At 71.5% G+C, this 26252-nt stretch carries 23 protein-coding genes; 12 read left to right on the forward strand and 11 right to left on the reverse strand.

The window, feature by feature from the left end; translation table 11 throughout:
* The first annotated feature begins 123 nt into the window (after positions 1-123).
* Positions 124-927, forward strand: coding sequence for a barstar family protein (locus E1264_RS45020; protein WP_243710689.1), 804 nt, complete (start codon positions 124-126; stop codon positions 925-927).
* On the opposite strand, the gene E1264_RS01295 is transcribed toward E1264_RS45020, so the two are convergent.
* The 4 genes from E1264_RS01295 to E1264_RS01310 form a co-directional block, all read right to left on the reverse strand.
* Positions 917-2101 (reverse strand): hypothetical protein, encoded by a 1185-nt coding sequence (locus E1264_RS01295; RefSeq protein WP_132168668.1) that lies wholly within the window; start codon positions 2099-2101, stop codon positions 917-919. The genes E1264_RS45020 and E1264_RS01295 overlap by 11 nt on opposite strands.
* 86 nt (positions 2102-2187) lie before the next feature.
* Positions 2188-3576 (reverse strand): transaminase, encoded by a 1389-nt coding sequence (locus tag E1264_RS01300; RefSeq protein WP_132168670.1) that lies wholly within the window; start codon positions 3574-3576, stop codon positions 2188-2190.
* Positions 3573-5783: a N,N-dimethylformamidase beta subunit family domain-containing protein gene (locus E1264_RS01305; protein ID WP_132168672.1), complete on the reverse strand. Its 2211-nt coding sequence runs from the start codon at positions 5781-5783 to the stop codon at positions 3573-3575. Before E1264_RS01305 ends, E1264_RS01300 begins: the two co-directional genes overlap by 4 nt.
* On the reverse strand, positions 5780-6727 hold the full coding sequence (locus E1264_RS01310; RefSeq protein WP_165963902.1) for an LLM class flavin-dependent oxidoreductase: 948 nt from the start codon (positions 6725-6727) through the stop codon (positions 5780-5782). Before E1264_RS01310 ends, E1264_RS01305 begins: the two co-directional genes overlap by 4 nt.
* Positions 6728-6968: 241 nt before the next feature.
* On the opposite strand from E1264_RS01310, the gene E1264_RS01315 reads away from it, so the two are divergent.
* Genes E1264_RS01315 through E1264_RS01330 form a run of 4 tightly spaced genes read left to right on the forward strand, consistent with a single transcriptional unit; the run spans position 6969 to position 12308 of the window.
* The gene (locus E1264_RS01315) at positions 6969-7946 is read left to right on the forward strand and encodes an ABC transporter permease (RefSeq protein ID WP_243710690.1); all 978 of its coding nucleotides are present in this window, start codon (positions 6969-6971) and stop codon (positions 7944-7946) included.
* Positions 7943-8845 carry an ABC transporter permease gene (locus tag E1264_RS01320; protein WP_132168678.1) on the forward strand — a complete coding sequence of 301 codons (903 nt, stop codon included), beginning with the start codon at positions 7943-7945 and terminating at the stop codon, positions 8843-8845. The genes E1264_RS01315 and E1264_RS01320 overlap by 4 nt, the downstream gene beginning before the upstream one ends.
* On the forward strand, positions 8842-10683 hold the full coding sequence (locus E1264_RS01325; protein ID WP_132168680.1) for an ABC transporter ATP-binding protein: 1842 nt from the start codon (positions 8842-8844) through the stop codon (positions 10681-10683). Before E1264_RS01320 ends, E1264_RS01325 begins: the two co-directional genes overlap by 4 nt.
* Entirely contained in the window at positions 10680-12308 is a 1629-nt protein-coding gene (locus E1264_RS01330; RefSeq protein ID WP_132168682.1) for an ABC transporter substrate-binding protein, read from the forward strand. The genes E1264_RS01325 and E1264_RS01330 overlap by 4 nt, the downstream gene beginning before the upstream one ends.
* A 51-nt stretch (positions 12309-12359) precedes the next feature.
* Here the strand turns inward: E1264_RS01330 and E1264_RS42910 are convergent, their stop codons facing one another.
* Complete coding sequence (locus tag E1264_RS42910) at positions 12360-12524, reverse strand: hypothetical protein (protein ID WP_165963903.1); 165 nt, start codon at positions 12522-12524, stop codon at positions 12360-12362.
* A 229-nt stretch (positions 12525-12753) separates the two neighbouring features.
* Between E1264_RS42910 and E1264_RS01335 the strand changes: the two genes are divergently transcribed.
* A complete protein-coding gene (locus E1264_RS01335; protein WP_132168684.1) occupies positions 12754-14472 on the forward strand; it encodes a hypothetical protein in 1719 nt (572 codons plus the stop codon).
* Positions 14369-15964, forward strand: coding sequence for an MFS transporter (locus tag E1264_RS01340; RefSeq protein WP_132168686.1), 1596 nt, complete (start codon positions 14369-14371; stop codon positions 15962-15964). The genes E1264_RS01335 and E1264_RS01340 overlap by 104 nt, the downstream gene beginning before the upstream one ends.
* Here E1264_RS01340 and E1264_RS01345 read toward each other — a convergent pair.
* A complete protein-coding gene (locus E1264_RS01345) occupies positions 15938-16888 on the reverse strand; it encodes a D-2-hydroxyacid dehydrogenase family protein (protein WP_132168688.1) in 951 nt (316 codons plus the stop codon). The genes E1264_RS01340 and E1264_RS01345 overlap by 27 nt on opposite strands.
* Before the next feature lie 66 nt (positions 16889-16954).
* Between E1264_RS01345 and E1264_RS01350 the strand changes: the two genes are divergently transcribed.
* Positions 16955-17758, forward strand: a complete 804-nt coding sequence (locus E1264_RS01350) for an SAM-dependent methyltransferase (protein ID WP_132168690.1) — start codon at positions 16955-16957, stop codon at positions 17756-17758.
* Here the strand turns inward: E1264_RS01350 and E1264_RS01355 are convergent.
* On the reverse strand, positions 17755-18894 hold the full coding sequence (locus E1264_RS01355) for an FAD-dependent oxidoreductase (RefSeq protein ID WP_132168692.1): 1140 nt from the start codon (positions 18892-18894) through the stop codon (positions 17755-17757). The two genes, E1264_RS01350 and E1264_RS01355, sit on opposite strands and share 4 nt — an antisense overlap.
* A gap of 103 nt (positions 18895-18997) precedes the next feature.
* Between E1264_RS01355 and E1264_RS01360 the strand changes: the two genes are divergently transcribed.
* Entirely contained in the window at positions 18998-19390 is a 393-nt protein-coding gene (locus E1264_RS01360; protein WP_132168694.1) for a helix-turn-helix transcriptional regulator, read from the forward strand.
* 5 nt (positions 19391-19395) lie between these two features.
* On the opposite strand, the gene E1264_RS01365 is transcribed toward E1264_RS01360, so the two are convergent.
* Together E1264_RS01365 and E1264_RS01370 are read right to left on the reverse strand one after the other, a co-directional pair.
* Complete coding sequence (locus E1264_RS01365; protein ID WP_132168696.1) at positions 19396-19998, reverse strand: ATP-dependent Clp protease proteolytic subunit; 603 nt, start codon at positions 19996-19998, stop codon at positions 19396-19398.
* Entirely contained in the window at positions 19995-20624 is a 630-nt protein-coding gene (locus E1264_RS01370) for an ATP-dependent Clp protease proteolytic subunit (protein WP_132168698.1), read from the reverse strand. The genes E1264_RS01365 and E1264_RS01370 overlap by 4 nt, the downstream gene beginning before the upstream one ends.
* 222 nt (positions 20625-20846) lie before the next feature.
* Here E1264_RS01370 and E1264_RS01375 point away from each other — a divergent pair, with 222 nt between their 5' ends.
* The 3 genes from E1264_RS01375 to E1264_RS01385 all read left to right on the forward strand — a co-directional run bounded on the left by E1264_RS01375 (position 20847) and on the right by E1264_RS01385 (position 24722).
* Positions 20847-22868, forward strand: coding sequence for a DNA/RNA non-specific endonuclease (locus E1264_RS01375; RefSeq protein ID WP_132168700.1), 2022 nt, complete (start codon positions 20847-20849; stop codon positions 22866-22868).
* A 167-nt stretch (positions 22869-23035) separates the two neighbouring features.
* Complete coding sequence (locus E1264_RS01380) at positions 23036-23518, forward strand: peptidoglycan-binding protein (RefSeq protein ID WP_165963905.1); 483 nt, start codon at positions 23036-23038, stop codon at positions 23516-23518.
* Positions 23519-23570: 52 nt separating this feature from the next.
* On the forward strand, positions 23571-24722 hold the full coding sequence (locus E1264_RS01385) for a hypothetical protein (protein ID WP_132168704.1): 1152 nt from the start codon (positions 23571-23573) through the stop codon (positions 24720-24722).
* Positions 24723-24751: 29 nt separating this feature from the next.
* On the opposite strand, the gene E1264_RS01390 is transcribed toward E1264_RS01385, so the two are convergent.
* Complete coding sequence (locus E1264_RS01390) at positions 24752-25081, reverse strand: hypothetical protein (protein WP_132168706.1); 330 nt, start codon at positions 25079-25081, stop codon at positions 24752-24754.
* A complete protein-coding gene (locus tag E1264_RS01395; protein WP_207935653.1) occupies positions 25078-26178 on the reverse strand; it encodes a zinc metalloprotease in 1101 nt (366 codons plus the stop codon). The genes E1264_RS01390 and E1264_RS01395 overlap by 4 nt, the downstream gene beginning before the upstream one ends.
* Positions 26179-26252 lie beyond the last annotated feature (74 nt).

A 26252-nucleotide genomic window follows, 5' to 3' on the forward strand; every position in this document is an offset into this window, starting at 1 on the left:
CCGCTACGGTCGAGGGGTGACGACCGGCCACGAGCCCCTCGACCGGCATCGCAGCGGCACGAGTGGTGCGGCGTCGCATTGGTGCACCGTCGTTCCGACCTCCCGGATCGACCATCGGGAAGCGTGTTCGGCCTCGGCGGCCGTTTCGTCACCGACATCGAGGGCTTCTACTGCGCCATCGGTGAGGCGATCAACGGTCCCGGCGGCTATTTCGGCTGGAATCTCGACGCTCTCGCCGACTGCCTGAGCGGCACCTGGGGGGCCCCGGCCTCCGTTCCGGCTGGTCTGGCACGACTCGGGAACGGCTCGTCGACACCTCGTCGCCGGTTACGACCGCCACAGGAAAGCACCAGCGGTCACGCTCGACTCCCTCCTCCAACTACTCGCCGAATACAACGTCGACGTCGATCTGCGCTGACATCCCGGGGTGGCGTTCGGGAGGATGGCGGGATGTATTGCTTGCAGGCGGTGATCGCCGGGGAGCCTGTGCTTCGGCGGGTGGCTGCGGGCGTGGTCGAGGCGCGCATCGTTTCTGTCGGGCAGGGGCTTTCGCTCTTGCCGATGACGGACGCGTTCTGCGACGCGGTCACCGTCGTCGGAGCGGCCGAACTTGATGGGTTCTGGAAGGCGCCTGCGGGGTTCGGGCGCCTGCTTGCGGAGTGCTCGGTGGCGGGGCCGGTGGCCTATGTCGAGGCCGAGTATTTCGGCGGGACGGGGAGCCAAGTCGCGCAGGTCTGGGATGGCGGAGGGATTGTCCTTGGTCCGGTGCGGGTGGACGAGGGGGAGCGGTGGTCGGAGGCCGGGAGTCCGATATCCCAGGCGCTGCGGCGGCTCGGTGCCGGCAGGGGCGAGCACTTCGACGAGTTCGACGCGGTCGGGCTCGGGCGGCATCGCGAGACGGGCGGCTGGCTGTCGGTCAGTGAGTGAGGGCGGTTCTCGCTATGGCGCGGATCTCGTCGTCGGTGAGGAGGCGTCCTAGCCGGGCTAGTTCTGCGTGGCATTTCTCCGTGATGGACGGGAGCAGGGGCGGGTCTACTTCGATGCCCAGGCGATGCAGGGTGGCCGCGATGACGCGTGGGCCGCTCTGGGGTGTCACCGGGATTCGGCGCTCGTTGCCGAACAGGGATGGCTCCACGCAGTTGTGCATCAGCGGATCTACTTCGGATTCGAGGACGACCCAGTCGCCGCCGCCCCAGCAGAACGCGTCCGGGCCGGTGATGGGCTGGTTGGTCGCCGGTTCGCGGCCGGTCAGTTCCGCGGCCGTCCGCGACAGTTCTGTCAGTGTGGCGAGGTTGATGCGCGTGTTCACGCCGTAGAGCGCCTCGAAGGCGGCTGCGGTGGCGGCGAGGTCGGCGTTGCCCGGGCCGCCGCAATAGCCGTTCACCGATGATTCGACGACGGTCGCTCCGGCGCGTGCCGCGCTCACGGCGCAGGCGACGCCGAGGCCGAATGTGTTGTGCGGGTGGATACCGATTTCCAGGTCCGGTGCGGTTGACGCGGCCGCATGGACGAGGTGTCCGAATGCCTCCGGGCCGAGTGCGCCTGGCCCGTCGAAGAGGGTGATTTCGTCGGCGCCTGCGGCAGCCATGGCTTTTACGGTTTCGGTGAGTTCCTCTTCTGTCAGGTAGGACACCATTGTGGCGGCGACGGCGACGCGTAGGCCCTGTGTTCGGGCGTGGGCGACGATCTCGGACGCCTGGCCGACGACCTCCGCCCGGGACGCGGGGACGGATCCCCCGTAGATCGCCGCCGCCGGGCCGAACGCGGGCACGGCCACCTGCACGCCGTCGAACCCCAGGTCGCGGGCGAGGTCGACGCCGTCCGCCGCGGACACGAACGGGCAGTACACGACGCAGCCCGGTTGTTCCTCCCTGACCAGCGCGAGGTCGTCCCGTACGGCCTCGTGCCCGGACCGGGCCGGGGCGGCGAGGACGATCTCCGGCACACCCGAGCGGGCGAGGAGCCGCAGGAACGCGGTCTTCGCCTCGCGGGTGGCCGTGACGCCGGGCAGCGACTCGATCGCCCGCATGGACGTGTCGCGCAGCCGGACCCGCTCGGGCATCACGCCGGTCACCGCGGTGTCGCGGTTCGCGGGGGCCACCGACCAGCGACCCGGTTCGTAGGCGCCGGGGGTTCTCGAACGGTTGATGTCCGTGCGGAATCTTTCGAGTTGGCCTTCGTCCACTGCTAGGGGCCCTTCTGGCCCGTGAGCGCGCCGATCGCATCGGCGAACAGCGCGCCGTGCAGTTCCACGTCGGACTCGGCCGTCATCGGCGACATCAGCGCCGCGCCGCTCATGGCGTTGAGGACGACGCCCCGGTTCGCCAGATACAGCCACAGCGCGGTGCGTGCCGTGGGACCGACGCGCGGGTAGAGCTGCCCGGCGTTGCGCGGCGGGGACGGGGTAAAGGCGTAGGAGACGCGGCCGCCGAGCCGTCCGACGTGCCATGGCAGGCCGTGCTCGGCGATGATCGCCGCGACGTCGCGCTCGTAGCGTTCGGCCAGGCGGCTCATGTGGGCGTAGTTCTTGTCGGTCATGACCTCGGTGAGCACCGCGCGCATGGCGCGGACGGCCAGCGGCCCGCCCGCCATCGTGCTGCCGAGACCGCCGTCCCCGTGCGCGGTGTAGCGCTCCGCCGCGGCGGCCACCTCGTCCGACATCCCGTACAGGCCCGCTGGAATACCGCCCGCGATCGACTTGCCCAGCGTGATCAGGTCGGGCTCCAGGCCGAACTCCCGGGTGCAGCCGCCAGGACCGGCCGGGATCGTCTGCGTCTCGTCGATGATCAGCAGGGTGCCGGTGCGCCGGGTGAGGTCGCGCAGGGCGGCGTGGAAACCCGGCTCCGGCCGGATCACCGCGCCGCCGTTGGTCATCACCGGTTCGGCGAGCACGGCGGCGACGTCGCGCGGGGCGAGGGCGCGTTCGAGGGCGTCGAGGTCGTTGAACTCCACGACCTTGGTGGTCTGGCGGACGTCCACGCCGTTGGGGTCGACGCCGGGTTCCGGTACGACGCCGCCGTCCGCCGCCAGGACGACCCCGGCCTGCTCCAGCGAGCCGTGGTACGCACGGTGGAAGACGAGGATCTTCTGCCGTCCGGTGGTGACGCGGGCGAGCAGCAGGGCGAACCGGTTGGCGTCCGTCGCGGACACGGTGAACTGCCAGAACGGCAGGCCGAAGCGGCGCGCCAGCTCTTCGGTCACGGCGACGTGGTCCTCGCCCGACCAGAGGGTGACGCTTCCCTTGTCGAGCTGGTCCCGTATGGCCGCGACGACGGCGGGATGGTCGTGGCCCCAGAGCGCGGCCGTCGCGGCCAACCCGAAGTCGGCGTACTCGTGGCCGTCGGTGTCGTACAGGCGCGCGCCCACCGCCCGGTCCACCACTAGAGGTACGGGAGGCGGGAACTGGCTGATCCAGTGCTGCGGGGTGCCGTGCAGCTGGGACCGGCGCGCCCGCTCGCGCAGCGCCGCCGCCCGTGGCCGCGCCTCGATCCACCTGGCGCGTTCGGCGTCCAGCAGAGCGGCGAGCCGGTCAGGGTCGATTCCCGGCGGCGCCGTGCTCGGTCGATCGCTCGTCATCGCTCTCCCCGGCTGGTGTCTCGCGGTTCAAATGGTGCTGGGTCTAGGAAGCGGTGCAGGACGTTGCCCGTCACCTTGGCGACGGGGTTGGCATATCCGTCGACGCCCAGTGCCGTGCACCAGGCGATCGAGCCGGTGCTGAACACCGCGCCGCCGTTCGGGTACTCGAAGAACGCCAGATCGGCGCGGACGCGCGGCTCGACGGTCCCGCCCAGCCGCGAGTTCGACTGGAACACGTCTTCGACCGCGAGCTGGTAGGCGTCGCTGAACCCGTCGGCCGTGGCCAGGACGACGGTGTGCGGCGGGGAGCCGAGAGCGGCGTCCACCCGGTCGACCTCCATCCCGGCGGCGCCACCGCTGACCAGCGCGTCCGCCTCGATGAGGCCGTCCACCCCGGAGAGCGCGAACGCGCCGCGCTCGTCGCCGGAGGCGCGTGGCGCGGGACGGTAGGGACGGCCCTTGCCGCGTCCGCCCTGCGCGGCGAACCCGACCCCGACGTGCCGCTGCGGCGCGCGGCCCCGGTGCCGCCACAGCCCGCCCGCCTCGCCGGTCGTGCTCAGATGGGTCTCGCCGGGCGGGACCTCCCAGCCCCTGGTCCCGGTGTGGCCGCGGCGGATCTCGATGATGTGCGGCTGCAGCGGCGACACCCCGGTCACCCAGTAGAAGCCGTTGCCGCCCAGGTACATCACCCGCCCGCCGCCCGCCAGGTACGCCTCGTGCGCGTCGAGCATCTGCGCCGTGTAGTACTCCGGGTGCGAGCCGGTGACGACGACGTCGTACCCGGCCAGCGCGGCCACGCCCTCCGCGTGCAGATCGTCGTCGCAGACCACGTCGTAGCCGATGCCCTCGTGTTCGAGCCAGTCGAGCAGGCACAGGTCGGCGCTGAGGTTCCACAGCCCGAACGAACTGATGTAGTCCGGCGTCAGGGTGGTGAGCGGACGCAGCCGCGAGGCGTAGTAGCAGCCGCTGCCGTCGCGGTGGAAGTCGTACAGGCTGCACACCTTGTGGATGGCGGACCACTGGTGCTGCACGGTCGTGGCGTAGTCGAGACCGTCCGGGCCGAGCTTCTCCAGGTTCGTGTGCGAGTTGGCGTAGGCGAGGTAGGTGAAGGTGGGGAGCAGCACCGCCACCCGCGACGTCGTCGTGCCGCGCGGCGGCCGGACGAAGAACGGGACGCTCAGGCTCTCGTCCCCGGCCCGCAGGCGGAAGGCGTAGGCGCCGCTGCGCAGGTCGTCCGGCAGGCGCAGGGTGACCCGCGGTTCCCAGCCCGCGTCGGTGAGGTCGTCGTCGTGGACGTGGATCGCGTCGTACTCGTCCGGGGCGAGCCGGAAGTCGATCTCCCGGCCCGTCCAGTTGGCGCCGGGGACGCCGCGGACCGGCGTGTTCACCGCCTCGGCGGTCAGCCCGTGCGGACCGGCGTCGGGCACCGTCACGCCCCCCGCGTCCTGGCCGGGGCGCCAGCGGGCCAGGACCGGCAGGCCGAGCCGCTCGGGGGCGGCGGTGGCGAGCGCGGCCCCGTCCGCCGTCCCGGCGAAGATCGTCGGACGGTCGATGCGGCCGTTGAAGCATGCGCCCGCGGCCGTCCCGTCCGCCGACCAGGCGCCGACCTGGAGGGGAATGCCGGTCGCGGCGGCGCCGATCCCGCCGGGCGCCGCCGCCGACGCCCGCCATGAACCGACCGGCCACTCCGGCACCGGGACCTGGACCAGGGTGACCTCCTGGGGGCCGAAGGAGGCGGCGACGAACGTCCAGCGGCCGGGCGGGATCGCGGTGGCGGTGGCGGCGACCGGCTCGGCGCCGCCGCCCGCCCATGCCGCGAGCCGGTCGTCGCCGGTGAGGCCGAGCGCCCAGCCGCGGCGACCGGCGGCGTCGCGGCGGGCGATGACGGCGCGCGGCTCCCCACCGGCGGGCATCGTCGGCGTGATCCACGCCGTCACGGTGAAGGCGTCGATGTCGAGCGACGGATGCGCGGGCGCGCGCAGGTACGAACCGGACCGCAGTGGCTGGACGCGTCCCGCCCGCGTCTCGGACGGTAGGCCGACGTGCTCCTCGCGCACCCCCGGGCCGCGCGGATCGTCCGCGCCGTGCACGAGCCGCACCAGCTCCACCTGGTAGTCGGACGTGGCGCTCACCATCAGCCGGACCTCGTCGCCCGCCGCGACGCTGAGCGGATCGACGTAACCGAGCAGCGTGGGCCCGTCCGTCATGAGGGATGGTTCGGCGCGGCGGCCGGCGCGGGCACCAGCTCGCCGAACGCCTCAAGCTGGTCCATCCGGTCGTACATCGGGTAGAGGACCAGCTCGTCCACTCCCGCGTCGAACAGCTCGCCGAGCCGCTCGGCGCAGTGCTCCGGCGGGCCGAACACGGCGACCCGGTCGGCCATCCCGGCGGCGTCGTAGACCGGGTTCCCGCCGAACGCGCGGTCGAACGCGGGGATCAGCTTCTGCCGCGCCTTCTCCTCGGTGTCCTCGACCGCGATGTAGAGGCTCCTGGAGATGGTGAACCCGGCCGGGTCGCGTCCCTGGTCGGCCAGCTCCCGCTTGACGAACTCGAGCTGCCGGAGGAAGTCGTCCATCGCGGCGGGCGCGGCGCCCGTCCAGCCGTCGGCGATGCGCACGGCGCGCCGCAGGGCGGGCTCGGCGCGCGCCCCGATCCAGATCGGCGGGCCGGGACGCTGCACCGGGTCCGGCTGCGCCCGGATGCCGGAGAACGAGTACAGCTCACCGTCGTAGCCGGCCTCGGTGCCGCTCCACAGCGCCCGCATCACGCCGATGCCCTCGACCAGCCGCCGGACGGGCCGGTCGGTCGGGATCCCCAGCGCGGCGAGCGTCTCCCGGTGGTAGGCGTTGCCGACGCCGACCCCGACGATGAGCCGCCCGCCGGACAGCTGGTCGATGGTGGCCAGCTCCCGCGCTTGGACGGCCGGGTTTCGGCGCCCCGAGTACAGCACGCCGATGCCGAGGCGGAGCCGCTCGGTGACCGCGGCCAGGTAGGACAGCACGTGCAGGCCGTCGAGCGAGAAGTTCGCGGTGCTGAGGGTGTCCTGCGTCCAGATCGCGTCGAACCCCAGCTCCTCCGCGCGCCGCGCGAACGGCACCAGCAGTTCCGGATCGTTCGGCGCCCCGACGGAGAGCCTGGGACCACCCTGCACGACCCTGTCAGTAACGGACTCCACGCCCCACCGCCCCGGCTCTTCGATTCGAGTTCCCGCGTTCCCCGTCGGACCGCTCCCGTCGGACGGTCCCGGAGCGCTCCGAGTATGCGAGCGTTCTGTTGTGGTTGTCAACAGTATCGTCGGCGTCGCCACCAAACACGATGCTCTTTCCATAACCCACCTGTTGACATCAACAACACCGTCGCCGCATTCTGCCGGGGACGGCGAGGTGATGACGTTGGCCGAACGTTCCCCCCATGCCCGCTGGCTGTGGCTCGTGCGGCGGCTGCTGCTCGGCGCGGCGGTCGTGCTCCTGGTGTCGATCCTGGTGTTCTTCGCGACGCAGGTGCTGCCCGGCGACGCGGCCCGCGCGGCGCTCGGCCGCGAGGCGACACCCGACCGGGTCGCCGCGCTCCGCGCCGAACTCGGGCTCGACAAGCCGGTGGTGCAGCAGTACTTCTCCTGGCTGGGCGGCATCCTCAGCGGTGATCCCGGCCAGTCGCTGGTCACCAAGGAGCAGGTCAGCACGCTGGTCGGCGACCGGGTACTGAACTCCGCCGTGCTGGTGGTGATCTCGGCGGCGATCGTGGTGCCGCTGTCGGTGCTGGTCGGCGCGCTGACCGGACGCTGGCGCGACCGCCTCGCCGACCGCGCGATGCTCGTGGTCACCCTCGGGCTCACCGCGCTGCCCGAGTTCATCATCGCGCTGCTGCTGGTGATCCTGTTCGCGACGTCGGTGTTCCACCTGCTGCCGGGCACGGTGCTGCTCGCGCCGGGAGAGAGCCCGTTCGGCAACATCGAGCAGCTCGTGCTCCCGGTGGTCGCTCTGGTGCTGGGCGTGCTGCCGTATCTGGCCCGGCTCGTCCGCGGCTCGGTGATCGACGCGTACGAGTCGGAGTACGTGCGGACCGCGCGGCTCAAGGGCGTCCCGGAACGCGTCGTGCTGCGGCGCCACGTCCTGCCGAACGCGCTCGTCCCGGCGATCCAGGGAACCGCCCTCGCGCTCGCCTACCTGACCGGCGGGATCCTCGTCATCGAGCAGGTGTTCAACTATCCGGGCCTCGGCAGCGCCCTGGTGGACGCGGTGAACAACCGCGACGTCCCGGTGATCCAGCTGATCTGCCTGCTGTTCGCCGCCTGCTACGTGCTCTTCAACCTCCTCGGAGACGTCCTGACCGTGTACGTCACACCCCGGCTGCGGACGGCGGGCGCATGAACACCGCACTGCTGCGCCGCTGCCTGCGCGAACCCCGCATCCGCGTCGGGCTGGTCCTGACCGGGCTCGTGCTCCTGGTCACCTTCGCCGGCCCGTTCCTCGCGCCGCACGCGCACGACGACATCGTCGGCGCGCCCTACGCGGCCCCGTCGTCCACCGCGCTGCTCGGCACCGACTACCTCGGCGAGGACGTCCTGTCCCGGGTCCTCGCCGGTGGGCGGAGCATCGTCTGGATCGCGTTCGCCGGGACGCTCGCCGGAGTCGCCGCCGGCGCCGCGATCGGCATGACCGCCGCCTACAGCGGCGGCGTCCTGGACGAGATCCTCATGCGCGCGATGGACGTCCTCCGCGCGTTCCCGCCCCTCGTCCTCATCCTGCTCCTGGTGGCGATGGCGAGGGCCAGCACGGCGCTGTTGCCGCTGATCGTGGCCGTCGCGTGGGTGCCGCAGGTCGCGAGGGTGGCGTACGGCGCGTCGAGGGAGGTGGTGTCCAGCGAGTTCGTCGAGTCGGCGGAGACGCTCGGCGCGCCCCGCCTGCGGATCGTGCGCCGGGAGATCCTGCCGAACGTGATGACCCCGCTGATGGTCGAGTTCGGCCTCCGGCTCACCTGGTCGATCGGGATCGTCACCGCGATGAGCTTCCTCGGCGTCGGCCTGCAACCGCCCGCCGCCGACTGGGGCCTGATGATCAAGGAGAACTACCAGGGCCTGGCGCTCCAGCCGTGGGGCGTGGTGCTGCCGGTGCTGTGCATCGCGGTGTTCACCTTCGGCACCAACCTGATCACCGAGGGCTTCTCCTGGACGGTGGCCCGCGTCTCGTCCCAGGACGTCTCGTCACCGGACGTCCCGACCCCGGAAGTCCCGACCCCGGAAGTCCCGGCACAGGAAGTGAAGTCATGACGGCGGCGGTGACGGTCAAGGGCCTGCGCATCGACCTGGCCGGACGCGGCGGCGTCGACGTCGTCGACTGCGTGGACTTCACGATCGCGGCGGGCGAGGTGCTCGGCCTGGTCGGCGAGTCCGGGTCGGGCAAGACCACGGTCGGGCTGGCGCTGCTCGGCGACGCCCGGCGCGGCGCGCGCATCGCCGGCGGCAGCATGCTGATCGACGGCCAGGACGTCGCGAGCCTCGCCCCCGGCAAGCTCACCGCGCTGCGCGGCAGCACCGTCGCGTACGTGCCGCAGGACCCGTCGATGGCGCTGAACCCGGCGCTCCGGCTCCGCCGCCAGCTGACCGAGCTGTTCGAGTTCCACCGCCCGGACATGCCCGCCAAGGAGCGGGACGAGCGGATCAGGACGACCCTGCGCGAGGTCGGGCTCGACTCCGACGACGCGTTCCTCGACCGCTTCCCCCACCAGCTCTCGGGCGGGCAGCAGCAGCGAGTCACCCTCGCGCTCGCCTTCCTGCTCCGTCCCCGCGTGATCGTGCTGGACGAGCCCACCACCGGCCTCGACGTCACGACCCAGGCGCGCGTCCTGCAGACGGTGCGCGAGCTGTGCGCCGAGCACCAGGTTGCGGCGCTGTACGTCACCCACGACATGGCGGTCGTCGCCGAGCTGGCCCACCGGATCATGGTCATGTACGCCGGACGGGTCGTCGAGGCCGGTTCGAGCGCGCAGATATTCGACCGTCCGGTGCACCCCTACACCCGCGCGCTGCTCGCCGCCGTGCCGGTGGTCTCGGAGCGGCGGGAACTCGCCGCGATCCCCGGCGACACCCCGCCGCCGGGACGGCGCCCGACCGGCTGCATGTTCCACCCCCGATGCGCGGAGGCGCTGCCGGAGTGCGCGACGACCGTCCCGGAACCGGTCGAGGTCGGCGGCGGGCACGACGTCCTCTGCATCCGCGCCGAGCACCTCGCGTCCGGCCCGTCCCGCGAGGCCCCTCGCCAGGCCGCCGCCCGCACCGGCGGCCAGGACGACGTGCTCCTGCGGGTGTCGCACCTGGACGCGTTCCACGGCCGCCGCCAGATCCTCCACGACGTGTCCCTGGAACTGGCCAGCGGGGAATGCCTCGCCCTCGTCGGCGAGTCCGGCTGCGGCAAGACGACCCTGGCGCGCAGCATCATCGGCCTGCACCGCCGGCACAGCGGCGGCATCACGTTCCGGGACGCCGCGATGGCGACCCGGGCACGGGACCGTCCGCTCGAGCAGCGGCGCGCCGTGCAGTACATCTTCCAGAGCCCTTACAACTCGCTCAACCCGCGCCGCTCGATCGGCGAGACCCTCCGCGAGCCGCTGAAGGTCCTGTTCTCGATGCCGTCGGCGAAGGCCGCGACCACGGTCGCCGAGGCGCTGGAACGCGTCTCGCTGTCGCCGAGCGTGGCGTCGTCCTACCCCGGCGAGCTCTCCGGCGGGGAACGGCAGCGGGTCGCGATCGCGCGGGCCCTGGTGTGCCGCCCCGACGTGCTGATCTGCGACGAGATCACCTCCGCCCTCGACGTCTCCGTGCAGGCGTCCATCGTCCGGCTCCTGCGCACGCTGCAGGACGAGGAGGGCCTGGCGCTGCTGTTCGTGACGCACAACCTCGCGCTGGTCAGGACCATCGCGGACCGCGTCATCGCCATGCGCGCCGGACGGCTCGTCGAGACCGGACAGGTGGACGACGTGCTCGACCACCCCGATGACCCGTTCACCAAGCAGCTCATCGCGGCCACCCCCGAATTCGGGTCCCCCGAACTCGAGGCGGCGGCGGGCGGCGTCCCAGCGGAACAACGGTCGCAGGAGGACCGGACATGACCACGCAACCCCCATCAGGTCTCAGCAGACGCGGATTCCTGGGCACGGCGGCCGCGCTCGGGCTGACCACCGTCGGCGGCGCGGCGCTCGCGGCCTGCGGCGGCGAGCAGGAGAAGCAGGCCGCGGGCAAGCCCCGCCGCGGCGGCCGGCTCACCGTCGCGACCGGCGGCGCCAAGGGCTCCGACACGCTGGACCCGATGCTGCTCAACAGCGTCCCGGTCAGCTTCATGGCCCGCGTCCTCTACGACCAGCTCGCCGACTACAGCAACGAGATGCAGTACCACCTGCAGATGGCCGAGCTGATCGAGCCCAACGCCAAGGGCGACGAGTGGACGATCCGCATCAAGCAGGGCATCGAGTTCCACAACGGCAAGACCCTCGACGCCGACGACGTGATCTTCACGTTCAAGCGCGCCATCACGCTGCCCGGGTCGGTGATCGTCGGGAAGTTCAAGCCGCTCGTCGACCTGAACGAGATCAAGAAGCTCGACGGCCGGACGCTGCGGCTGAAGCTGCTGCGGCCCGCCGCCACCTTCCAGAGCACCCTCGCCAGCCCGTTCAAGATCGTCCCCGTGGACTTCGACCCGCGCAACCCGGTCGGCACCGGCCCGTTCAAGTACAAGAGCTTCACCCCGAACCGGCAGTGGGTCTGCGAACGGTTCGCCAACTACTGGAACGCCACGGGCCCGTCCCAGCCGAGCGACGCCCCCGCGCCCGCCAACCTGGGCCCCAAGCCCTACCTGGACGAGCTGGTCGTCAACGTGATCAACGACGACTCGGCCCGGCTCGACGCGCTGGTGACCGGCCAGGTCGACGCCATCAACCAGCTGCCGTACCCGCAGATCCCGACCATCGAGAAGAACCCCCGGCTCAAGCTGCTGGAGTCCAAGACCGGGGCGTGGACCGGCATCTACATGAACATGAAGGAGCCGCCGTTCAACGACGTACGGGTGCGGCAGGCGCTGCGGCTGGCGGTCGACCGGGAGCAGGCGCTCACCGCCACCCTGTCCGGGCACGGCGTGGTGGCCCACGACCTGCCCGAGCCGTTCACCTCCGCGTATCCGAAGCAGCTCACCCGCAAGCGCGACGTCGCCAAGGCGAAGCAACTGCTCAAGGAGGCCGGGCAGGAGGGCGTCACGGTCGAACTGGTCACCGGCCCGGTCTCGACCGAGGCGGTGCCGATGTGCACCGTCCTGGCGCGGAACGCCGCCGAGATCGGCATGAACATCAAGGTCCGGCAGGTCGACACCGCGACGCTGTTCGGCCCCAATTTCCACAGCTGGAAGTTCTCTGTGGACAAATGGCCGACGCAGGGCAACTACCTGACCCTGATGGCGCTCACCGACCTCAGCGAGACCAACTCCCTGACCCACCTGGGCGGCGACGACCTCAACCAGATCCGCTCGCTCTACGAGCAGGCACAGACCACCACCGACCAGGCCAAACAGAATCAGCTCACCCAGCAGATCTACCAAATTCAGTTCGAGCGCGGCGGCTGGATCATCCCGTTCTTCGCCAACGTCGAGAACGCGCACACCGTGAAGAACGCGGGCTGGCCCAAGAACGACTTCTCCGGCCGAACCTTCGGCAACGCCCACTTCGAACAGGTCTACCTGACCGAGTAACGCAGCCCCGCGCCGTGCCCGTCCGCCCGTGAACGGACGGGCACGGCGCGATCAGCGCTGATGCCACAGCCCGTACAACGTCAGCGAAAGACAGGTGACCGTGATCCCGGCGCCGATGGGAAGCCAGATTTTGGGAGCGAGCCACACCAAGACGCCCGCCACGAACCCCACGAGGATGCAGACCGCTGCGGCGACCACATGCTGCGGCACGAACACCCCGGGCCCGCGTCCGTCAGGCAGGGGAGACGGCGACGGCTGGGGGACGTTGTTGGAGGGCTGAGGCATTTCCTGACGGTCCTTTCGCTGATCGTGCCCTCCAGCAAGCCAGACCCGCGCGGTGTTGCACCACGCCGCAACCGGTGCGGCGCGGGTGTTGCAACAAGCGGCAACACCCGAAAGGCAGCGATGAGGTGCTTTCCAGAGCGTAGGCACGGACCATGGACCCATGACCGAACTGACCCCTCGGCAGCCGGCCGCCTGTGACACGCCCGGCTTCAAGGCGCTCAGCCCTGACCTTGAGCCCGAGGTCGCGACCTGGGTCCGCGAGCTCCGCACGATCTGGACGGCGGCCGGCGTGACGATGAACCGGTTCGCCGGCCGGTACCCCCTGGACAAGGGCACCCTGTCGCGCTACCTCAACGGCAAGCGCGTGCCCCGCGACCACTGGTTCCTCAACACGCTGCTGGCGATCCAGGCCGAGCAGGGCAAGGAGGTCTCCCAGGAGGTCCGCGACCACCTGACCGGCCTGCATCTGGAGGCGCTGAAGGTCGCCCACCCGCAGCAGTACCAGGTGAGGATGGTCAGCGACGAGCTGGAGCTGGCCCTGGTCGGCCAGCACGAGGCCGAGCGGTACGTCCGCGCTCTCCAGGAGCAACTGGCCGACCGGATCCGCCAGATCGAGGAGCTCACCGACCAGCACGGCCGGCTGCGCGCGGCCTGGGATGACGACCGCGCCGCCATGGCGGCCGAGAAGGAGCGGCTGGAGCGGGAGATCGCCGAACTCGAACACCGCTTGCAAATGGCCCAGGAGCGCATCGCCCAGACCGAACACCGCTGCCGGCATCTCGAAGACATCCTCAACCGCTTGCAGGACGGAGCCTCCGATGAACGCTTCGATTCCGCTCGCAACAACACGGGCTCGGGGAGCCCAGCCGCTTCTGTCGGTGACCTGCCCCTCACCAAACCCGATATCGCGGCGGAAGTGCTGGGGGCATTCAGGAAGGCGGACGCCAGACCCCAGGCGCTGGCACTGGCGGCACGGGCCGCCGACGAGGTCAGCGTCACCAGCGACCCCGGTGACGTGACGAGACTGCTGGAGGAACTGCGCGAGCTGGAAGCCCACGACGCCGCCAAGACATGGGCCGAGCGATCCGTCCCCGTGGTGCGCGTCACCGCCCCGGGCGAAGCGGCGCGATTGCTGGCCGAGCTTCGGCAGGCCGGTGCGCAGGATCTCGCGTTGGAGCTGGCCGTACGGGTCGTGACCGAGATCAGCCTGACGTCCGACACCGGCGACGTGGCGCAACTGCTGGGGGAACTGCGCCGGCTGAATGTCCGGGAGCCCGCCTGGACCTTGGCCAAATGGGCCGCCAGGAGGGTCGACGTCAGCGACTCGTGGAGCGTGGTGCGATTGCTGGCGGAATTGCGAAGGCTGCACCCGCGGCCCGCTCTGATGCTCGCCGAGCGGGCCATTCCCGACATCAACGTGACCAACGCCTACGACATGGTGCAGATGCTGCGGGAGCTGCGGGAGCTGCATGCCTGGCCCCTGGCGAAGGCGTTGGCTGAACGAGTCGTTCCAGCGGTCGACATCGCCGGCACGTTCACCATGGCGCAGATGCTGCAGGAAGTACGGAAGGTGGACCCGCAACTCGCCCTGGCATTGGCTGAGCGAACAGTTCTGGTTATCGACGGGACCAATCCGTCTGACATTGCGATGATGTTGGCGGAACTGCAAGAGACGGGTGCGCACAGCCTGGCCATGGCGTTGGCTGAGCGAGCCGTCCCCATTGTCGACCTCGCCGGTGACGTCGCGGTGCTGCTGGACGAATTGTGGGCAATAAATGCCCACGGCCAGCGCGAGGACCTGCTCCTGCGCTGCAGGTCCCGTGAGGCGAATACGACCCACTTGGCGGTGGACGTTCTGGGCAGGGCGGGGCAGGCTTGATCATGTGGTGGCTCCGCCGGGGTCGGTGAAGGCGGCGTCCGTTCGGCTGGATGAGCCTGGCGGGCGGTGGGTGCTCGTTGTCACCGCTGCCGGGTCTGGGCTTGTGCTGCTTGAGGCGACGGTCGTCAACGTGGCGCTGCCTGCGCTCCAGCGGAACCTGGACGCGTCCATGGCGGGACTCCAGTGGACGGTCAACGCGTTCACGCTCACCCTGTCCGCGCTGATCCTGCTTGGCGGCGGCCTGGGCGACCGGTTCGGACGTCGTCGCGTGTACCTGGTCGGGCTGGTGTGGTTCGCGGCCGCGTCGCTGCTGTGCGGGATGGCGCCGAGCCTGGAGTGGCTGATCGCCGGGCGTGCTCTCCAGGGGATCGGCGGCGCCATGGTCGTGCCGGGGTCGCTCGCCCTCATCCAGGCGTCGTTCCATCCCGATTATCGGGCGCGGGCGATCGGCTGGTGGTCGGGGATGAGCGGGATGGCCGGGGCGGCGGGGCCGCTGCTCGGCGGGACGCTGGTGGACGCGGCGGGATGGCGCTGGGTGTTCCTCGTCAACGTCCCGATCGCCGCCGTGCTGGCCGTCCTGCTGGTCGTCCACGTGCCGGAGAGCCGTCACGACGGGCTGTCCGGGCGGTTCGACGTCGCCGGAGCGGTGCTGGCGGCGCTCGCGCTCGGGGCGATGAGCCACGCGCTGATCCAGGCCATCGATACCCCTGTCTCGGCGTCGTTCGCCGCCCTGCTCGGGGTGGTGGTCGCGGTGGCGTTCGTGTGGGTCGAGCGGCGTGCCCGGGACCCGATGCTGCCGCTCGGGCTCTTCGCGTCGCGGCCGTTCAGCGTCGCCAACCTCGCGAGCTTCTTCCTGTACGGCGGGCTTGCCGGGCTGTTCTTCCTGATGCCGATCCAGTTGCAGGTCACCGCCGGCTACACCACGCTGGCGGCCGGGCTGGCGCTGCTTCCGCTGACCGTCCTGACGCTCGTACTGTCGGCGCGGGGCGGGGCGCTCACCAAGCGGGCCGGTCCGCGCGTCCCGCTCGCCGCGGGTGCTCTCCTCTGCGGGTTCGCGCTCGTCCTGGCCACGCGGGTCGGACGGGACGCGTCCTACCTCACCGACGTGCTCCCCGTCGTCTGCCTCGTCGGGATCGGCATCCCGCTGATCACGCCGCCCATCACCGCGACCGTGCTCAGCGCCGTCCCCGACGCGCGCGCCGGGATCGCCAGCGCGGTGGGCAACGGGGTCGCCCGCGCCGCCGGGCTGGTGATCGTCGCCGCGCTGCCGCTGCTGGCGGGGCTGCCGCAGGACGCCGCGAGCAACCCGGCCGAACTCGACCGCGGCTTCGACGCGGGCATGCTGATCTGCGCGGGGCTGTTCGTCGCCGGCGGCCTCATCGTCTGGTTCGGCGTGCGCCGCCCGGCCAAGGTGCCGGACGAGCCGATCAGCCGCCACCACTGGACCGGCTGCCCGCAGCTCGCTTCAGGAGTGGCGGACGCGGATCGGTGAGCCCTTCGTGTAGGCGACGATGTTCTCGACCGCGTCGCTGTACCAGGACGCGTACGTCTCCTCGGTCACGTAGCCGATGTGCGGGGTGGCGAGGACGTTGTCGAGGGTGCGCAACGGATGGTCGGCCGGGAGGGGCTCTCGGTCGTACACGTCGAGGGCCGCTCCGGCGATCCAGCGTTCCCGGCAGGCGCGCAGGAGGGCGTCCTCGTCGCAGATCGGTCCGCGGCTGGTGTTGACCAGCCACGCGTCCGGCTTCATCCGGCGCAACTCCGGCTCGCCGACCAGCCCGCGGGTGCGGTCCGACAGGACGAGGTGGATCGTCACCACGTCGGACGTGGCGAACAGCTCCTCCTTGCCGACGAGCGCCGCACCGGCTTCGGCGGCGCGCTCCGCCGTCAGGTTCTGGCTCCAGGCGACCACCCGCATCCCGAACGCGTGGCCCACGGCGGCGACCTGGGAGCCGAGGCGGCCGAGGCCGAGCACGCCGAGCGTCCGGCCGGTGAGGGAGGTGCCGAGCCTGGTCGTCCAGCCGCCCGCGCGGACGCTCGCCAGCTCGGCGGGCAGCCGCTTCACGGCGGCGAGGATGAGCGCCCAGGTGAGTTCAGCGGCGGACCCGCCGCCGGCCACCGGGGCGGTGCCGCTGACCGTGATGCCGAGCCCGGCGCAGGCCGCGATGTCGATCGCCGCGACGCGGTGCCCGGTGACGACGATCAGCCGCAGGTTCGGCAGCCGTTCGAGCACGGTCTTCGGCAGTGCCGTCCTGTCCCGCATGGTGACGAGCACCTCGTAGGGCTGGAGCGCCGCGACCACCGTCTCCTCGCCGCCGAGCGGCGCGCGGAACACGTCGATCGTGGCGGGGACGGGCGACCAGTCCGCCGCCCGGAGTGCGACGCCCTGGTAGTCATCGAGGATTGCGACGCGCATGAATGTCCTTTCTAGGCTTCTCCCTGAGCATGTCAAACCTTCGGATTAGCGGCAGGATGGGGCGGTATGGACGACCCTCCGGTTCACCCACCCGAGATCGATTCGACGGTGCCGCACCAGGCCCGCGTCTGGAACTACTTCATCGGCGGCAAGGACAACTATCCGGTCGACCGCGAGTTCGCCGAGAACATCCTCCGGGTCTATCCCGGTTTCGAGGAGGTGCCGCGGCACGCGCGGGTGTTCCTCGGACGGGCCGTCCGGTTCCTGGCGGGCGAGGCCGGGATCCGCCAGTTCCTCGACATCGGCACGGGCCTGCCCACGCACGACAACACCCATGAGGTCGCGCAGCGGGTCGCCCCCGACAGCCGGATCGTCTACGTCGACAACGACCCGCTCGTCCTCGCGCACGCCCGCGCGCTGCTGACCAGCACCCCCGAGGGGGCCTGCGACTACATCGACGCCGACGCCCGCGACCCCGCCGGGATCCTGCGCGCCGCCGCCGCCACGCTCGACTTCGGCCGGCCCGTCGCCCTGATGATCCTGGGTGTGCTGGGCACGATCGCCGACGACGACGAGGCGCACGCCATCCTCCGCCAGCTGCTCGACGCGCTCCCGTCAGGGAGTTACCTGGCGCTTGAGGACGGCACCAAGACCATCCGGCCCGACGACGCGGCGGAGGCCGAACGCGTCCGCGACGAATCCGGCTACGACTACGAGCTGCGCACCCCGGAGCGGATCGCGCGCTTCTTCGACGGGCTGGAGCTGCTGGAGCCCGGCGTGGTGTCGGTGTCGCGCTGGCGTCCCGAACCCAACCCGTTCGGCGAGGCGCCCGAGGTGGACGCGTTCTGCGGCGTCGCCCGCAAACCTTAGGAGGCCGCGCGGTCCGCGCGGTCCGGGCGGTAGGGGGCGAGTTCGGGGGCGGCGTGGCCGTGGATCTCCCGGTCGATCAGGACGGCGAGGTGCGGCCCGAGCGTGATGCCGCTGTGCGTCACGGCGGTGTACAGGCCGGGCCGCTGCGCGCCGATGAGCGGGTACCCGTCGAGGGGCAGCGGGCGGACGCACCTCCGGATCTCGGCGATCTTCGCCGTGAGGCCGGGAATGAGCGCCCGCGCCCGGGCGAGGAGTTCGTCGCCGACCATCTCCATGAGCGCCAGGGAGGCCGACTCGTCCACACCGGCGTCCAGCTCGACCGATTCCAGGACGAGGCCGCCGCCCTCCGCCGCACGGACGGACAGGCCGGGTGCGTGGACGAGGCCGTTGACCACGACGTCCGCGGGGGAGGTGGTGGCGACGAGGCACGGCGCCTCCGAGCCGGGCACGGACGGGTCGACCAGCGGGAGGGCGACACCGGCGGTCGCCAGAAGCGCGGGACTGTGCCGGCCCGCCGCGCAGATCGTGAGGTCGGCGTCCAGGTCGCGGCCGTCGTCCAGATGCACGCCGATCACGCGGTCGCCCTCGGTGTTGAGCCGGACCGCGCGGCGACCGGTGATGAGCGCGGCGCCCGCGCGGCATGCGCGTTCCGCCAGTGCCCGTGTGGCGGAGCCTCCGTGCACGAAGCCCTCGTCGGCGTAGTGGGCGATCAGGGCGTCCTGCCGGGGCCGGATGTGCGGTTCGAGCTCGCGCAGCCGGGCGGGTTCGATCAGTTCGGCGGTGTAGCCGAGGCCGGTGAGCCGCGCGACCCGGTCGGCCAGCCGGGACTTCGCGTCGTCGGCGGTCGCCCAGACCGTGTTGCCCGCCGGCCGGTACCAGGCCGGGTCGCCGAACCCGGCGGCGAGGTCGCGCCAGGTTGACATGGCCGCCGTCCGGAACCGGTGGTAGGACGGGTCCTCGGGGTCGTTGGCGTTGATCCACGCGTAGCTGGTGCCGGACGTCCCCGCGCCTGGCCCCTCCGCATCGACGATCGTGACCTCGTCCCGCGACCCTGCACCGCCGCCGGTGGCCGGGCGGGTGAGCCGGTCCGCCAGCGAGGCCCCGATGATTCCCACGCCCACGACCAATATCCGCACATCCTCAGAATGGCAGCCGGTCTGGGGCCTGGCGAGACCCGTGCCGTTCTGCGGTCGGCGGAACGCCTAGGGCCCGGCGGTATCGCCGACTTACGATGTGCGCATGGCTGAGATCACCCGTCCGCGTCCGCTCAAGCCCGTCGATCCCGTCGAGCCCGCCGGCGAGAAGCCGCACCGGCCGGACCCGGCCGCGGAGCCGCTGTGGCGGGACGCGCTCGGGCACTGCCTGCGGCGGCTGCGCCTCGAACGCGGGGAGACGCTGGTCGAGACGTCCCGCCGGGCCGGGGTCTCGCCGCAGTACCTCTCCGAGATGGAGCGCGGCGTCAAGGAGCCGTCGAGCGAGATGATCGCGGCGGTCGCCGGCGCCCTGGACGTGACGCTCGGCGACCTGACGCTCGCCATCGCGACGACCCTCCTGACCGCCCGGGCCGCGGCGGCGCCCGCCCGGCCGACCGGTGCGACCTGCCAGGCCACCGCCTACGCCCTGGCCGCGTAACGCCCCTACATGGGGAGCGGCTTGCGTTCCTCGATCACCTGGTCGATGAGGCCGTAGTCCAGCGCCGCCTGCGCGGTGAACACGCGGTCGCGGTCGGTGTCGGCGCGGAGCGTCGCCGTGTCCTGCCCCGTGTGCCGGGAGAGGATCTGCTCCATGTCGCCGCGCACGCGGACGACCTCGTCCGCCTGGAGGATCAGGTCCGGGATCGCTCCGCGGCTCTGCCCGACCGGCTGGTGCAGGACGACGCGGGTGTGGGGCAGCGCGGAACGCATCCCGGGGCTGCCCGCCGCGAGCAGGACGGCCCCGACCGCGACGGCCTGCCCCACGCACGTCGTCGCCACCCGCGCGCGGATGTAGCGCAGCGTGTCGTAGACGGCCAGCATCGCGCTCGGGTCTCCGCCCTCGCAGTTGATGTAGAGCTGGATGTCGCGGTCGGGACTGTCGGCTTCCAGATACAGCAACTGCGCGACGAGCGCGTTCGCGACCCCGGCGTCGATGGCGGTGCCGAGATAGATGATCCGCTCCGTCAGCAGGTGCGAGTAGACGTCCATGATGCGCTCGCCGCGCGGGTGCTGCGCGATGACGTTCGGGATCGTGTAGGTGCTCATCGGGCGGCTCCTTCCGAGGGGATTCCGAGCCCGATGGGCCGGTGGCTGGTGGGGACGACCTCGTCGAAGTCGCTGACGATCGCGTCGATGAACCCGTAGTCGAGCGCCTCCCGCGCCGTGTACCAGCGGTCGTGGAGCGAGTCCTCGAAGACGCGTTCAAGGGGCTGCCCGGTGTCCTCCGCGATGAGCCCGAGCACCGTGTCGCGGGTGTGGCGCAGGTCCCCGGCCTGCAGCTCGATGTCGACGGCGGCGCCCGCGATCCCGGCGGACCCCTGGTGCATCAGCACGCGGGCGTGCGGCATGGCGCGGCGCTTGCCCCGCGTCCCCGACGACAGCAGGAACTGCCCGGCGCTGTAGGCGATGCCGAGCACCATCGTGGACACGTCGCACGGGATGAGCCGCATCACGTCCCGGATCGCGAGCATCGACGGCACCGACCCGCCGGGGGAATGGATCCACAGCGCGATGTCGGTCGACGCGTCCTCCCGCGCCAGCGTCATCAGCTGGGTCGCGAGCAGCGTGCCATTGTCGTCGTCGAGGGGGCCGTCGAGGACGAGCACGCGCTGCTGATAAAGCTCGCGCCGCACGCGTTCGTTGAACATTGGAGTTCTCTGTTCGTCGCTCATGCATTCACCATGCGCCGCCCCGGGCACTCCTCCCAGCCGGATCCGCCCACGGCGGATCCGCCCACAGCAGCAAGACGCCCCCGTCGGGGTCCGCGTCGAGCGTCAAACGTTTCCCGATGCGGGGTAAATAGGGCATCCGGGGTCTGGCGAGATCCGGCGAAAACCGAGGAAATTAAGAGAAGCGGGTGGTTTGCGATATTCATCGACCCCGGGGGAAATGAAATGCAGTTCTATGAGCGGGAGCAGGAGCGCCAGCGGGAGACGGCGGAGCGGCGGGTGGCCGAGCGTGTTCCGCAGCGGCGCGAGCACGAGACCATCCTCGCCTCGCCCGGCGGGGTGGCGGTCGCCGACACCGCCGAGCGGGTCGCCAAGCGGGTCGACAGGCTGAGCCGGTTCTACGGCGACGGATCGCTGCTGGAGCCGGGTGCCGCGGAGCCCGCCGCCCGGCTGGAGAAGATCATCAACACGGTCGACTACGTGGGCGTCCGCTACCTGGACGCCGGGGTCGCCGCGGCGCGCACCGTCGGCCGGGTGAACATCCGCGACGAGGGCGGCCGCACGGTCGGGTACGGGACGGGCTCGCTCGTGTCCCCGTCCCTGTTCCTGACCAACCACCACGTGCTGCCCGACGCCGGGACGGCCCTGACCAGCATGATCGAGTTCAACTACCAGGACGGTGTGGACGGGCGCCCGCTCGCCGTCGTGGCCTACGAGCTCGATCCGGAGCGCTTCTTCCTCGCCGACGAGGGGCTCGACTTCGCGCTCGTGGCGGTCGACGCCCCGGCCGCCGAGCTGGCGGCGTTCGGCCACAACCGGCTGATCGAGGCCGAGGGCAAGGCGATCATCGGGGAGTTCGTCACGATCGTCCAGCATCCGCGGGGAGACCGGAAGCAGGTCGCGCTGCGCGAGAACCGCATCGTCGACATCCCCGAGCGGTTCCTGCACTACGCGGCCGACACCGAGCCCGGCTCGTCCGGCTCGCCGGTGTTCAACGACCAGTGGGAGGTCGTCGCGCTGCACCACGCGAGCGTCCCGGTGCCCGAACCGGAGGAGTCCGGCGCGTTCGTGAACGAGGGGATCCGCATCAGCCGGATCTGCGCGATGGTGCGCGAGACGTCGCTGCCCGAGGCGCAGCGGGTGCTCGTCGACGAGCTGTTCGCCCCGCCGGGGACGGAGAACGCGGCGTCCCTCCAGACCTCGCCGGTCGGCCCGCCCCCGGTCTCGGCCCCGGTCTCGGCCCCGGTCTCGCCCCCGGCCTCGGCCCCGGTCTCGGGGGCCACTTCCGCGGCGGCGTCGGGGACGCGGGCGATGGCGGCTGTCCCGCTGGCGCAGACCCGCGAGGGGATGGTCACGATCCCGCTGGAGGTCACGGTCCGGCTCGCGGACGTCCCGGCGGCGGCCGGGGCGGCGCGCGAGACGGAGGCGATCGACCCCGACTACAGCACCCGCGACGGCTACGATCCCGCGTTCCTGGCCCGCCCGCTGCCGCTGCCCGTCCCGTCGCCCGACCTGGCCGCCGTCGCCTCGGCCGAGCTGCGCTACCACCACTTCAGCGTCGTCATGCACCGGCAGCGGGCGCTCGCGCTGTTCACCGCGTGCAACATCGACGGCCGGAGCGCGCGGCGTCCCCGGCGCGACAGCGACCGCTGGTTCTTCGACCCCCGCCTGCCCGCCGGGGAGCAGACCGGCGAGGACGTCTACCGCGCCAACGACCTGGACCGCGGCCACCTGGTCCGCAGGCTCGACCCCGCCTGGGGGACCGAGGCCATGGCGCTGGCCGCCAACGACGACACCTTCCACTTCACCAACTCCACCCCGCAGCACCACGCGTTCAACGCGGGCCAGACGCTCTGGCTCGGGCTGGAGGACTACGTCCTGAACAACGCCGACAACCACGACCTCGCGGTCAGCGTGTTCACCGGGCCGGTGCTGGCCGAGGACGACGACGTCTACCGCGGTGTCCGGCTGCCCCGCCAGTTCTGGAAGATCGTCGCGATGGCGCGCGCGTCCGGCGAGCTGTCGGCGACCGGGTACCTGCTCAGCCAGGCGGCCCTGATCGAGGATCTGGCCGGGAAGGAGGAGTTCTCCTACGGTGCGTACCGGACGTACCAGGTCCCGGTCTGGAAGATCGCGGAGATCACCGGGCTCGGCCTCGAACCGCACATCCAGGCCGATCCGCTGGAGCGGCTGGAGGCCGTCCCGGGGCCGCGCGAGGTCGTCCGCCCCGAGGACCTGATCCTCTGATGCCGGAGGCCACACCACCACCGGCCCCGCCGCGAAAATGATAATGGCGGGAATATGCGGAAAAGAGGCGTCCTGCTACCCCTCCTTGGTGGTTTCTCTCTGGATCCGCTGGTTCGCTGGTTGGTGGGACGGGATCTATGGAATGGAGATCGATTAAAGGAGACGCCATGCAGGCCCCTCCGTTCAAGCCACCGAAGCTGTCCTACCCGCCGATCATGAAAGGTCCGCGCGTCAAGCAGTGGCAGCAGCAGATGAGGACGCGCAACTGGAACATCGAGCCGGACGGGCAGTTCGGCCCGATTAGCAGGCGCACCTGCGCGAACTTCCAGACCGAGCACGGGCTGGAGGCCGACGGTGTCGTCGACGCGGCCACCTGGAAGGCCACGTGGGAGGCGCCGCCCGTCGACCCGGAGCCGTGGCCCGAGGAGGACCTCGAACACGGGTCCGAGGGAGCGCACGTCAAGACGTGGGAGCGCCAGGCGAACCGCCGCGGCTGGCGGATCAAGAACATCGACGGGTACTACGACGACGAGGACGTCCGCGTGTGCAAGCAGATGCAGCGCGCCCTCGGCCTCCCGGTCACGGGGATCGTCGACTACGAGACCTGGAACGCCACCTGGTGGGAGAACGTGCCGACGTCCGCCGCGTGAGCCCGCCCGATATCCAGCCTGATCCAGCCCACTCCCGGAAGGACACCGGCGGATGGCCACCTGGAGGATGGCGCCCTGGGCCGGCCGGATGCCCGGCGTCCGGAGGTTCGGCGAATGGGAGCGCGAGCGGGGCTCGTGGGTGCTGTGCGAGGAGGTGCGCGCGGACGTCCACGAACTCCGGACGCTCCTCGCCGCACCACGACACGGCGGAGACCAGTCGCCCGAGCGGGCCGAACTGCTGCGCGGCGCGCAGCAGGCCCTCGACCGGGCGATGGACGTCATCGACCCCGCCACGCACCGCAGGAGCCTGACGGCGTCCCACGTGACGACCGCGCAGCTCCACCTGAACTGCGCGCGTTCCCTTTGGATGCGGACGCTCTCGCCCGCGGAACTGCAATCGTTCCTCCCCGCCGTGTGCGCCGCCGTCAAGCAGCATCTCGCTCCCACCGACGAGCACCGGATCTTCGTCGAGCGGCTGGCCGGGGACCTGCGCGAGGACGAGGAGGCCGGGCGTCCCGCGTCCCTCACGGAGGGGCAGCTCGTCACGCTCGTCGCCGCCGTGGACACCGCGCACCAGGCCGGGCTGCGGGAGAAGCTGCGCGCCGACAGCTTCGCGCGGATCGTCCGGTGGATCGCCGTGTTCCTGTTCTGCGCGGTGATCGCCGTCGGGGTGCTGTCGGCGCTGTGGCGGACGGCCGTCCCGCTGTGCTTCACCCCGGCGCCGAGCCCGGGAGCGCGGGGCGACTTCAGCGTCGTCTGCCCCACGGGCGCGTCGGCGTCCGTCCCCGCCGGCCGGCTGGACGCGCGGACGCGCGAGGCCGCCGGATGGGGCGACTACATCGTCGTGATGCTCATCGGGCTGGTCGCGGCCGGGATCGCGGCGGCGTCGGCGCTGCGGAAGATCCGCGGGACGTCCACCGCCTTCGGGATCCCGATCGCGCTCGCCCTGCTCAAGCTGCCGACCGGGGCGCTGACCGCGGTGCTCGGCCTGCTGCTGATGCGCGGCGGGTTCGTCCCCGGGCTCAGCGCGCTCGACTCGCCGGGGCAGATCCTCGCCTGGGCGGTCGTCCTCGGCTACTCGCAGGAGCTGTTCACGAAGTTCGTGGACAGGCAGGGCCAGGCCGTCCTGGACGGCGTGCGCGGCCCGTCGCCCTCGCAGCCGCCTCCCGTCCCTGCTACACCGCCCGCAGAGCCCAGGCGCTGACCGGCCGCCTCATGCCTGACCGGCCGCCCTCACCTCGCGATCACGAGCCTGTCGGGCGTCTGGGAGAGGACGGTGAGCGTGAACGGTGAGCCGTCCCCGTCCGGAAAGGTGACGGCGACCCGGTCCGTGCCCTGCGCCTCCCACCGCCCCCGCACCTCGTTCAGCCGGTCGTCCCGTGCGGGACGGCGCTCGGTGTAGGTGCCGTCCGGACGGAACTCGAAGCGGCGGCGCGGGCGGCGCGCCGGAGGGAACGGATGGTCGGGGTCGGCCCGCCGGTACACCGCCCCCTCCGGGCTGTCCTCCTCGAAGGCGTGCACCCATGCGCCCGTGACGTCGGGCGGACGTCCCGGCCCGGTCATCCGCTGGGACGGTGGCCGACGAGGCCCAGCATGTTGTGGATGTCCTCCAGGACTTCCTTGGTCAGCCGCTCCGAGTCGTGCAGGAGCCGCTCGACGTCGCCGTCGTGCGTCACCCCGCCCGCCGGCACCGGCTGCTTCGCGGGAGCCGCCGCCGGCGTCTGCCCGCTCTGGCTCGCCAGCGTGAACGGCGCGCGCGGCCCCTCAAGGCAGGCGTCGATCCGCTCCCGCTGGCCCTTGGTGAACATGAACATCGCGGCGTCGTCGACGTAGTCCATGTAGTTCATGAACATGTCGCCGTTCGGGCCGTTGTTGCAGGTGACGTGCGGGAACTCCGGCTTGCCGACGTTGGCGTCCGCCTGGTTCGGGGTGTCGGCGACCCGGTCGTCGTTGCTGCACGCGCCGTCGTCGTCGCCCCAGATGTGGAACAGGTCGAGCCAGTGCCCGACCTCGTGGGTGGCGGTACGGCCCCCGTCGAACGGGGACGCGGCGGTGCCGGTCGTCCCGAACGCCGCGTGCAGGACGACCACGCCGTCCGTCTGCGGCGGGCCGCCGGGGAACTGCGCGTAGCCGAGCAGGCCGCCGCCCAGCTTGCAGACCCACATGTTGAGGTACCGGTCGGTCGGCCAGGGGTCGGAGCCGCCGGTGGCGGCGGCCTTCACGGCGTCGTCGGTCCCGAACTCGTTCCGCCGGGTCTCGACCCGGACGATCCCGTTGGACGGCTTGCCGAGCGGATCCGTGGCCGCGAGCGCGAACTCGATCTGGACGTCCGAGACGAGGGACGTCCACACGTCCGGCACCTTCGAGACGTCGGGGTTGGTGGCCCGGAAGTCCTGGTTGAGGACGTCGATCTGGCTCATGATCTGCTGGTCGTCGATGTTCTCCTCCGCGTCGTGGTACACCACGTGCACTACCACGGGGATGGTGATCACCTCGTGCCGGGCGGAGCTGCGCCGCCCGATCTCGAACTGGAGCGCCCGGTCCTCGATCTGCGCGCGCCGTGCGCGGTACGTCATGCTCTCGTTCAGCAGCCGGCGGTGGACCTGCATGGCACCGCACAGGTCGCGTCTCGGCGCCGGGAAGGGGCTGGGTTCCGTCATGGCGGGTTCCTTTCAGAGCTGCTCTCCGCCGCCCCGCGCCACAGCGCCGCAGGGCCACGTCCCGCCGCGTTGCC

The sequence above is a fragment of the Actinomadura sp. KC216 genome (genome assembly GCF_004348535.1).
Taxonomy (GTDB): Bacteria; Actinomycetota; Actinomycetes; order Streptosporangiales; family Streptosporangiaceae; genus Spirillospora.